The following is a 9,743-nucleotide window of genomic DNA, read 5'->3' on the forward strand; positions in this document are numbered from 1 at the left end:
TTGTTTCAGCTTTCTTTCTTGCAGTATGTTAGAAGGGAGAGCAAGTGATGGTGATTGAAACAGTCAGACGTCAGCTGGCGATCGCGTCAGCAGGCAAAGAAGCACGCTATTTGATTGCTGTATCCACAGGGGTCGATTCGATGGTTCTTTTAACAGCCATGGAGAACATGTTTGCCGATTCAGCAGAGAAACCCTTCGCTGTTGCTCATGTCGATCATCAACTCAGAGAAGCATCGAAAGAAGAAGCACGCTTTCTTAGACAGTATTGTGCAGACCGTGGGATTTCTTTTTATGAAAGTCGCTGGGAAACCGTGCCTGACCGAGGTGTCGAGGCGGCCGCACGAACATTCCGCTATGCATTTTTTGCGCAGATAATGGACTTGCACGACTATCCGATTTTGTTGACAGCCCACCATGGCGATGACCAAGTAGAAACAATGCTGATGAAAATGATGCGTGACGGCAGTCTAAGCAATGCATTTGGGATCAGATCGCAACAACCCTTTGGTAGCGGCGTGCTTGTCAGGCCGTTGTTAACGCTCACCAAAGAGGAGATTCAGCGGTTTGCCGCAGTCCATCAAATCCCGTCCTTTGAAGATGAAACGAATCTGCAGGATATCTATTTGCGCAATCGCATCAGGCACCAAGTACTGCCGGTACTCAAAAGGGAAAATGCCCAAACGGTCCAGCATTTCCAGCAATTGTCTGAAGAAATGATCTACGGCAAGCAATTGATTGATGAACTGCAGCATGAGTGGGTGGCACGCTATGTCGCGAAACATGAAGGCCAATGGCGGATGTCACTAAAGGAATTGCCACCATTGTCAGAAGCTGCCCGTTATTATTTTTTTGCGGGCTTGCTACAGCAAGCCAATACCGATGAGCACGCGCAGTTGAAACACACGCAGCTGCAGCAGATCATTCGATTGTTAGATTCCCAGAAAGGGCAATGGCAGCTAGACCTCGGTGGCCATTGGGTGATTCGGCGCAGCTATGATTTATTGTACCTAGAACAAATCATCGCTGCGCCGCAGGCTGGTCCTTTTTCCATGTCGAAAGAAATCCGATTGCCGCAAGGTACCGGTGTGTTCCTGTCCGAAACGGAATGGATCGGGTATTTTTCTAGTGACGATGTCGAAATTCCCAAAAAAATCACAAATTGGTCAGAGTTTTCGCAAGAATTACCGATAGACTATGCTTCTGAGCTGCTTGTTCGAAAACGCAAACCGGGGGACCGTGTTCAGTTGCAAGCAAACTTGCGTAAAAAAGTCAGTCGCTTTTTTATCGATCGCAAGGTGCCAAATGAACAACGGGAAAAAAGCTGGGTCGTCACCACACCAAAACAAGAGATCGTAGCCCTTTTGCCTTATGTATTTTCCTATTTGAGTATTGCAGCGGAAACTGATAAAATACACTACATACTTCTTTATAAATATCAGGAGTAAGAGTTGGAAGGAGAACTTTATGCTAGATAAAGATATCGAAAAAGTTTTGATTACACGTGATGAAATCAAAAATCGTTGTGTTGAATTGGGTCAGGAATTAACGACAGCTTATGCTGACAAGAACCCATTAGTTGTTGGTGTGCTGAAAGGTGCAGTGCCATTTATGGCAGACATCGTTCGAGAAATGGATTGTTACTTGGAACTTGATTTCATGGATGTGTCCAGTTACGGCAATGCCATGATTTCTTCAGGGGAAGTCAAAATCGTCAAAGATTTGGACACCAATGTTGAAGGACGAGATTTACTGATCGTTGAAGACATTATCGACAGTGGCCGTACATTGGCTTACTTGGTAGATCTCTTCAAATACCGCAAAGCCAAGTCAGTCAAAATCGTGACATTGTTGGACAAGCCTGAAGGCCGGGTGGTGGATATTGAAGCCGATTATATCGGATTTGATGTGCCGAATGAATTTGTTGTTGGGTATGGATTGGATTACGCAGAACAATATCGCAACTTGCCTTACGTTGGCGTATTAAAACCAAGTGTTTATCAGTCAAATTAGTGACTGTTCTAAATCAATTGTGATACAATCAAATGGTCAGGATTGATAAAACAAAATAGCCAGGGAGGTACGCATGAATAAGAAAAATAACGGTATGGTAAAAAATACCTTATATTATGTACTAGTCTTGTTGGCGATGGTCATGGTCGTCTATTTCATTTTCGGAAATGGCAGCCAGCAAACACCAACAATCGAGTATTCCACATTTACAGAACAGTTAAAGGATGGGAAAGTCAAACAATTTACTGTTCAACCCGCCAATGGCGTCTACCGCATTGTGGGAGAATACAATGAAGAACAAACAATCAGCAATGACAACAGTTTATCTGTTCTAGGCGGCAGTTCTTCATCAAGCTCCTCTCGTTTCACAACCATCATTTTGCCAAATGATTCCACATTGAGCGAGGTCACAAGTCTTGCTTCTGCTGAAGGAGTCAAAACAACCATCGAGGAAGAATCCAATAGCGGTATTTGGTTATCTCTATTGATCAGCTTCTTGCCAATCGTGATCATTATCTTCTTCTTTTATATGATGATGAGCCAACAAGGCGGCGGCGGTGGCGGCGGTGGCGGTCGTGTGATGAACTTCGGTAAGTCAAAAGCCAAAGAAGCCGACAAAAAAGCCAACCGCGTTCGTTTCTCTGACGTGGCCGGTGCAGAAGAAGAAAAACAAGAATTAGTAGAAGTCGTTGAATTCTTGAAAGATCCGCGTCGATTCGTAGAATTAGGTGCGCGGATCCCAGCAGGTGTCTTACTTGAAGGACCTCCAGGAACAGGTAAAACATTACTAGCAAAAGCAGTAGCCGGAGAAGCAGGCGTGCCATTCTATTCGATTTCTGGTTCAGATTTCGTTGAAATGTTCGTCGGTGTCGGTGCCAGCCGTGTCCGCGACTTGTTTGAAACTGCCAAGAAAAATGCGCCAGCTATCATCTTTATCGATGAAATCGATGCTGTCGGACGTCAACGTGGTGCCGGTATGGGTGGCGGCCATGATGAACGTGAACAAACATTGAACCAATTGTTGGTTGAAATGGATGGTTTCGATGGCAATGAAGGTGTCATCGTTATTGCCGCTACAAACCGTTCCGATGTGTTAGACCCAGCGTTGTTGCGCCCAGGTCGTTTTGACCGTCAAATTTTAGTTGGACGTCCCGATGTCAAAGGCCGTGAAGCGATTTTACGTGTCCATGCACGGAACAAACCACTATCAGATGATGTTGATTTGAAAGTCGTTGCGCAACAAACACCAGGTTTTGCTGGTGCGGATTTAGAGAATGTCTTGAACGAAGCAGCGCTCGTAGCTGCGCGTCGCAATAAGAAAAAAATCGATGCCTCAGATATCGATGAAGCAGAAGACCGTGTGATTGCGGGACCTGCGAAGAAAGACCGTGTCATCAATAAACGGGAACGTGAAATGGTGGCATACCATGAAGCGGGACACACGATCGTTGGTTTGGTCTTGAGTCGTGCACGGGTCGTGCATAAAGTAACGATCATCCCTCGGGGACGTGCGGGCGGGTACATGATTGCTTTGCCAAAAGAAGATCAATTCTTAATGACCAAAGAAGACATGTTTGAACAAATCGTTGGATTGCTCGGTGGACGTACCGCTGAAGAAATTATTTTCGGTGTTCAGTCTACAGGTGCATCAAATGACTTTGAACAAGCGACAGGTTTAGCAAGAAGCATGGTAACTGAGTATGGTATGAGTGACAAATTGGGTCCGGTACAATACGAAGGCAATCATCAAGTATTTGTCGGCCGTGACTATGGTCAAACGAAAGCTTATTCTGAGCAAGTTGCCTATGAAATCGATCAAGAAGTACGCAAGATTTTAATGGATGCACACCAAAAAGCCCATGAAATCATTGAAGAACATCGCGCACAACACAAATTGATCGCTGAAAAACTCTTGCAACATGAAACATTAGATGCCAAAGCAATCAAGTCATTGTTTGAAGAAGGCAAAATGCCTGAAGGCACTGAAGATTCAGAATACCCAAGTGAAAAAGCACAAACTTTTGAAGAAGCGAAACGTGCGTTAGAAGAAAAAGACGCCGAAAAACAAGCTGCAGATAAAGCAAGTGATCATCATGAAGCCAAAGATTTTGATCAACAGCTTGAGGATGTCCGCCGTAATAGCGAAGACACCCAAGCGTCTGATTCAAATGAGCCGGATGACAAAGCGTAATCAATGGAAAGCATCGAGGAGACTCGGTGCTTTTTCTTTCGTATAAACGAGACTTTTCTTAAATCGATAACAGACAGTTGAAAAAAAAGGCACTTCCTAGTATGATTCACTAATGAACAAAAAAGGAGATATATCATGAAAGATTACTTAGTTAAAGCGTTAGCTTACGACGGGTTTGTTCGGGCTTATGCAGTGTCCGCCACGGAAACTGTTGCTGAAGCACAAAGACGTCACCAAACTTGGCACACAGCATCTGCTGCTCTCGGTCGCAGTATGGTGGGGGGGCTGCTATTGGGCAGTACCTTAAAAGGGGACGACAAGCTAACTGTGAAAATTCAAGGAAATGGTCCTGCCGGAGCCATCATTGTTGATAGCAATGGTCATGGGGACGTAAAAGGATACATAAAAAATCCGCAGATCAGTTTGCCGTTGAATGCAGCTGGCAAAATCGATGTTCGCGGTGCGGTCGGTGATCAAGGAATTTTCACCGTCATCAAAGATTTGGGCTTGAAAGAACCATTTTCTGGGCAAACACCGATCGTTTCAGGAGAATTAGGGGAAGATTTCACTTACTATTTAGCTGTATCTGAGCAAGTACCTTCTGCTGTTGGCTTGAGTGTCTTGGTTGAAACGGATGATACGATTCGGGCTGCGGGTGGCTTCATGTTGCAAATCATGCCTGGTGCTAGTGAAGAAATCATTGCTGCCATTGAAGCGCGCTTGAAAGAACTGCCAAGGGTATCGACCTTGATCGATGAGGGTCAAACACCAGAAGAGATTTTGGCAACCCTTATGCCTGATGCTGGCGTAGAAATTTTAGATACCATGCCAGTCCAATTTCATTGCGATTGCAACAAGGATAAATTTGCAACAGCCATCATTACCTTAGGGGCAAAAGAAATCCAAGCCATGATTGATGAAGACCATGGTGCTGAAGCCGTTTGTTCATTTTGCGGCAACAAATATCATTTTGACGAGAATGAACTAGCTGAATTAAAGAAAGAGGCGATTGCATAATTGAAAGATTCTCATACATGGTCGATTGGTGCAGTTGATATTCCCAATCGCGTCGTTGTTGCGCCGATGGCGGGCATCACAAATGCTGCCTTTCGTGTGACAGTCAAAGAGTTTGGGGCCGGATTGGTTGTCTGCGAAATGATTAGCGACAAAGGCATTCAATTACGGAACAAGAAGACCTTAGAGATGCTATTCATCGATGAAACGGAGCATCCATTGAGTATCCAGATTTTTGGCGGCAATAAAGCCTCTTTAGTTGAAGCGGCTCAATTTGTTGCTGAGAATACCACAGCGGATATTATTGATATCAATATGGGGTGCCCTGTAAACAAAATCATCAAAGCAGAAGCGGGGGCTAAATGGCTGCTTGATCCTGATAAAGTATATGAAATGGTCCATGCTGTTTCCAGTGCTATTGATAAACCTGTTACAGTCAAGATGCGGATCGGCTGGGACGATGCGCATGTGTTTGCGGTAGAGAATGCTTTAGCAGCGGAAGCCGCTGGAGCCGCAGCTATCGGCATGCATGGTCGTACCAGAGTCCAAATGTATGAAGGGGCAGCCGATTGGGATATCTTGAAAAAGGTCAAAGAACAATTGACGATTCCTTTTATGGGCAACGGTGATGTCAAAACGCCAGAAGATGCCAAGCGTATGTTGGAAGAAGTCGGTGCAGATGCAGTCATGATCGGTCGAGCTGCCTTAGGAAATCCCTGGATGATCCATCGAACCAAGCATTATTTAGAAACAGGTGTGCTCTTGCCCGAACCGACTGCAAGGGAAAAAATCACGACCGCTAAACTACATCTTGATCGTCTTGTCGATTTAAAAGGGGAAGCAATTGCCGCTAGAGAATTTCGACAACATGCTGCGTATTACTTAAAAGGCATTTCGAGAGCAGCGAAAGTGAAAGCAGCAATCAATCAAGCAGAAGAGAAACAAACGATCTTTGATTTGTTAGACGCTTTTGTTGAGAAAACAGAAGTGCAAGAAGCAGCAAATCCTTCCTAAATACGCAATAAATCAAGCTGATTCAAAAGTTCGGCTTGATTTTTTAGATGTTCATTGGCATTATAAGAAGGAAGCGCAAGTTAAGAATGGAGGAAAACTCGTGACAGAGGAACGACAAACACAAGAAGAATTAAATGATCAAATGCTGGTTCGCCGTGAAAAGATGGACAAATTACGGGAAGAAGGTATCGATCCTTTTGGGAAGCGATTTGACCGCACCCATAATTCTGCCGAGTTACATGCGTTGTTTGATCAACGTACCAAAGAAGAATTAGCTGAAATGAATCTTTCTGCCAGCATAGCAGGCAGGATTGTAACCAAACGTGGAAAAGGGAAAGCTGGTTTTGCGCATTTACAAGACCGCGAAGGCCAAATCCAAATCTATGTACGCAAAGATCAAGTGGGCGATGAACCATATGAAGTGTTCAAACATGCCGATTTAGGTGATTTTTTTGGCGTCTCAGGTGAAATCATGAAAACTGACACGGGAGAAGTAACAGTGAAAGCCAAAGAAATCGTGATCTTATCAAAAGCATTGCGTCCTTTGCCAGATAAATACCATGGACTGACAAACATCGAACAACGCTATCGTCAACGTTATCTTGACTTGATCAGCAACAAAGAAAGCTTTGACCGATTTATGAAACGGAGCTTGATCATCAGTGAAATTCGTCGGTACTTAGATGGTCATGGCTATATTGAAGTTGAAACACCAGTCTTGCATAATCAAGCAGGTGGTGCAGCTGCACGTCCGTTTATTACGCATCATAACGCATTAGATATCGATTTATACTTGCGAATCGCGTTAGAATTACATTTGAAACGGTTGATTGTCGGCGGTATGGAAAAAGTCTATGAAATTGGCCGTGTCTTCAGAAACGAAGGAATTGATACAACGCATAATCCTGAGTTTACCATGTTAGAAGCGTATACTGCCTATACTGATTTTAAAGATGTGATGGATTTAACTGAAGGTATCATCCGTCATGCTGCTGAAAAAGTATTGCAGACAGCAACGATTCAATATGATGGACAAACCGTTGATTTAGCTAGCGATTTTGCCCGCATCCATATGGTAGACGCCATCAAGAATCAAACGGGTGTTGATTTCTGGCAACCGATGACCATTGAAGAAGCACGTCAATTGGCAAAAACCCATGATGTAGAAATTACCAAAGCAATGTCTGTCGGCCATATCATTAATGAATTTTTCGAGACATTCGTGGAAGAAACATTGCAGCAACCAACATTTGTCTTCGGCCACCCAGTAGAAGTTTCTCCGTTAGCGAAGAAAAATCCTGAAGATGGCCGCTTTACAGATCGTTTCGAACTGTTTATCGTTGGAAGAGAGTTTGCCAATGCATTTACAGAGTTGAATGACCCAATCGATCAAAGAGAACGGTTCGAAGCACAAGAAAAAGAACGCGAAGCAGGAAATGATGAAGCCCATGGGGTGGACGAAGACTTCTTAGAAGCGTTAGAATATGGTATGCCGCCAACAGGTGGATTAGGAATCGGTATTGATCGCCTAGTGATGCTGTTGACAGATGCCCAATCCATTCGGGATGTCTTATTATTCCCAACCATGCGATAAATATGCAAAAAGCCGTTGCCTTTTCAAATGAGGGACGGTTTTTTTCTATTGTGAATTAAAAAAGAGCGCCGTTTATATAAGAAAAATTGGAAAGAAAACGCGTAAATAGCGAACGATAGATACCATATGATTTCGATTGAACGGCTTTGGGAAATATCAAAAAAATAAATAGAAAATGATTGACCGATAGCTGTTTAGTTGGTATATTATTACATGTGCCAAATGACCTTGATGGTCAAAAAACTTTTTTGAAAAAAAAGCTTGACGCACAAGAATACAGATGATATTATAACGAAGTCGCAAATTTAAAAAGATTAATCGTTGTTGATATGACAACAAATTAATTAAAAAAAGTTGTTGACAAATAACAAATCATTTGTTATGATGATTAAGTTGCTAAGGCAGCCGCAACGTTGTTGAAAAACAACAAGCGAAAAAACTTTTATAAAAAGTGTTGACAATCACTTGTCACTCTGATATGATATAAAAGTTGCTAACACAACAACGTAGACCTTTGAAAACTGAACAAAGCAAGCAAACGAACCAATGTGTAGGACGCTTCATTTTATGAAGCAAATACATGCAAGCAATAGCTAGCAAAAGTTTTAATTTATGAGCTTAACGATCCTTTGGATCGTTCAAACAAATCATTATGAGAGTTTGATCCTGGCTCAGGACGAACGCTGGCGGCGTGCCTAATACATGCAAGTCGAACGCTTTTTCTTTCACCGGAGCTTGCTCCACCGAAAGAAAAAGAGTGGCGAACGGGTGAGTAACACGTGGGTAACCTGCCCATCAGAAGGGGATAACACTTGGAAACAGGTGCTAATACCGTATAACACTATTTTCCGCATGGAAGAAAGTTGAAAGGCGCTTTTGCGTCACTGATGGATGGACCCGCGGTGCATTAGCTAGTTGGTGAGGTAACGGCTCACCAAGGCAACGATGCATAGCCGACCTGAGAGGGTGATCGGCCACACTGGGACTGAGACACGGCCCAGACTCCTACGGGAGGCAGCAGTAGGGAATCTTCGGCAATGGACGAAAGTCTGACCGAGCAACGCCGCGTGAGTGAAGAAGGTTTTCGGATCGTAAAACTCTGTTGTTAGAGAAGAACAAGGATGAGAGTAGAACGTTCATCCCTTGACGGTATCTAACCAGAAAGCCACGGCTAACTACGTGCCAGCAGCCGCGGTAATACGTAGGTGGCAAGCGTTGTCCGGATTTATTGGGCGTAAAGCGAGCGCAGGCGGTTTCTTAAGTCTGATGTGAAAGCCCCCGGCTCAACCGGGGAGGGTCATTGGAAACTGGGAGACTTGAGTGCAGAAGAGGAGAGTGGAATTCCATGTGTAGCGGTGAAATGCGTAGATATATGGAGGAACACCAGTGGCGAAGGCGGCTCTCTGGTCTGTAACTGACGCTGAGGCTCGAAAGCGTGGGGAGCGAACAGGATTAGATACCCTGGTAGTCCACGCCGTAAACGATGAGTGCTAAGTGTTGGAGGGTTTCCGCCCTTCAGTGCTGCAGCAAACGCATTAAGCACTCCGCCTGGGGAGTACGACCGCAAGGTTGAAACTCAAAGGAATTGACGGGGGCCCGCACAAGCGGTGGAGCATGTGGTTTAATTCGAAGCAACGCGAAGAACCTTACCAGGTCTTGACATCCTTTGACCACTCTAGAGATAGAGCTTCCCCTTCGGGGGCAAAGTGACAGGTGGTGCATGGTTGTCGTCAGCTCGTGTCGTGAGATGTTGGGTTAAGTCCCGCAACGAGCGCAACCCTTATTGTTAGTTGCCATCATTCAGTTGGGCACTCTAGCGAGACTGCCGGTGACAAACCGGAGGAAGGTGGGGATGACGTCAAATCATCATGCCCCTTATGACCTGGGCTACACACGTGCTACAATGGGAAGTACAACGAG

At 44.5% G+C, this 9,743-nt stretch carries 6 protein-coding genes and 2 other annotated features; all 6 genes read left to right on the top strand.

From position 1 onward, the window contains the following. Positions 1-47: 47 nt before the first annotated feature. Positions 48-1,445 (top strand): tRNA lysidine(34) synthetase TilS, encoded by a 1,398-nt coding sequence (gene tilS / locus A5886_RS00790; RefSeq protein ID WP_086273212.1) that lies wholly within the window; start codon positions 48-50, stop codon positions 1,443-1,445. 19 nt (positions 1,446-1,464) lie between these two features. Beyond that, on the top strand, positions 1,465-2,010 hold the full coding sequence (gene hpt, locus A5886_RS00795) for a hypoxanthine phosphoribosyltransferase (RefSeq protein WP_086273213.1): 546 nt from the start codon (positions 1,465-1,467) through the stop codon (positions 2,008-2,010). Positions 2,011-2,083: 73 nt separating this feature from the next. Continuing rightward, positions 2,084-4,201 (top strand): ATP-dependent zinc metalloprotease FtsH, encoded by a 2,118-nt coding sequence (ftsH, locus tag A5886_RS00800; protein ID WP_086273214.1) that lies wholly within the window; start codon positions 2,084-2,086, stop codon positions 4,199-4,201. Positions 4,202-4,336: 135 nt separating this feature from the next. Next, entirely contained in the window at positions 4,337-5,218 is an 882-nt protein-coding gene (gene hslO, locus A5886_RS00805) for an Hsp33 family molecular chaperone HslO (protein WP_086273215.1), read from the top strand. Then, positions 5,219-6,229 (top strand): tRNA dihydrouridine synthase DusB, encoded by a 1,011-nt coding sequence (dusB, locus tag A5886_RS00810; RefSeq protein ID WP_086273216.1) that lies wholly within the window; start codon positions 5,219-5,221, stop codon positions 6,227-6,229. 100 nt (positions 6,230-6,329) lie between these two features. Continuing rightward, a complete protein-coding gene (gene lysS / locus A5886_RS00815; protein ID WP_086273217.1) occupies positions 6,330-7,823 on the top strand; it encodes a lysine--tRNA ligase in 1,494 nt (497 codons plus the stop codon). A gap of 656 nt (positions 7,824-8,479) precedes the next feature. Beyond that, positions 8,480-9,372 (top strand) — a sequence feature (16S ribosomal RNA rRNA prediction is too short). A 60-nt stretch (positions 9,373-9,432) separates the two neighbouring features. Beyond that, positions 9,433-9,725, top strand: a sequence feature (16S ribosomal RNA rRNA prediction is too short). Positions 9,726-9,743: the final 18 nt, after the last annotated feature.

Origin of the sequence: Candidatus Enterococcus testudinis (assembly GCF_002140915.1) — a bacterium.
GTDB lineage: Bacteria > Bacillota > Bacilli > Lactobacillales > Enterococcaceae > Enterococcus_D > Enterococcus_D testudinis.